The 1,410-nt window shown below is 44.8% G+C and carries 2 protein-coding genes; one reads left to right on the top strand and one right to left on the bottom strand.

The window, feature by feature from the left end; all coding sequences use genetic code 11:
- Positions 1-191: FixH family protein (locus tag A3763_RS29095; protein WP_068554747.1), on the top strand; the 191-nt coding region annotated here is incomplete at its 5' end.
- A 2-nt stretch (positions 192-193) separates the two neighbouring features.
- On the opposite strand, the gene A3763_RS22485 is transcribed toward A3763_RS29095, so the two are convergent.
- A partial coding sequence (locus A3763_RS22485; RefSeq protein WP_068760553.1) for a methyl-accepting chemotaxis protein occupies positions 194-1,410 on the bottom strand: 1,217 nt, incomplete at its 5' end.

Below are 1,410 nucleotides of genomic sequence, written 5' to 3'. Positions count from 1 at the left end.
ATATGAACGATACAAATAATAAACCTCAAACTGCCTGGTATAAGCAGTTTTGGCCTTGGTTTTTAATAGCATTACCAGCATCAGTTGTTGTCGCGAGCATGTTCACAATCTCGATTGCTATAGATAGCGCGCCAATAATTACTGACCGTGAGATCGGGCGATTTGCCCGTGAAGAAGTGAAAGAACCTTAAGCTTATACTTGCAGTTTTCCGACGATGCTTTCAAGCTGATTAGCAAGATCAGCTATCCTCTTTGAGTCTTCGCTAACACTCATTGCATTAAGTAGAACGTGGTCGGCTCCTTTTTTGACTTCCTCTAGGCCATTGCTCACAGCGAGACTTGTTTGGCTCTGCTCTTCAGCGGCAGACGCCACGACAAGATTACTGCGATTGATACGATCACTTAGGGAGCGAATATCAGAGAATAAAGCAACCGTACGCTCCGAGCTCTCAACGCTGTTGTTTGCTGTCGAGGTACCTTGATCCATTACCCGAATAATATCGCTGGTTACACTTCGAATTGCATTTACAAGCTGCTGTATCTTCTCGCTCGACTCATGTGCATGTTGAGCGAGCGAACGAACCTCATCTGCAACCACCGCAAAGCCACGACCAGACTCTCCTGCTCTTGCAGCTTCAATTGCAGCATTGAGCGCCAAAAGATTAGTCTGTTCAGAGATTACCTGTATCTCGCTTGTTGTAGAATCTATTCTCTTCGTATCATCTTGCAAGGTTGATATCAAAGTCGAAACTTGGTCGATCTCCTGACTTAGCGTATGTGTAACATCCTTGGCTTGTTGGACTTCTAGCTCGCCCGAAGCAGTGAGATCAGCCGCAGACGAACTAACTTCATGCATCTCTGAAGCGCTGCTGGCCACTTCCTGTGCGGCAATTGTTAATTGCGCAATTGACTCTAGAATTGCCGCAGTTTCCTGCTGTTGCTCAGACATATCCCGCTCGGTTCGATTTGCATTCTCCTGAAGGCTTGCAGCAGATTGATGCAGCGATCCAGCAGTATCCATAAGCACTTTAACGGTACTTTGATAATTATCTTGCATGGCATTAAAAGCCTCAGCCATGTCGCCCACTTCATCAAGACAATCTATTTCTACTCTTGCAGTTAAGTCACCATTCTTCCTAACATGTCTCATAACTGATTTTAGATTATCAATATGACGTTCAAAGAAGGTAATCAAAATCTGTGAGCAGACTAAAAGAACTAACATCAAGACAAATACGACGGAGGCAAAATTGAGCGCTTGAGCTTTAAACATTTGTATCAAAGAAGGTTTAACGGCTACACGCGCAATGATTGCGCCATTGTCAAGACTCGCTTTTGTAAGAGTCACGGCAGGGAACTCATCGAGCCATCCACCACCAAAGGTAACAAGCAATTCTTTTGCATCGAGCG

It is taken from the genome of Oleiphilus sp. HI0128, assembly GCF_001635365.1.
Note: the sequence above shows the minus strand (reverse complement) of the source record. Positions and strands in the feature narration are given on the sequence as shown.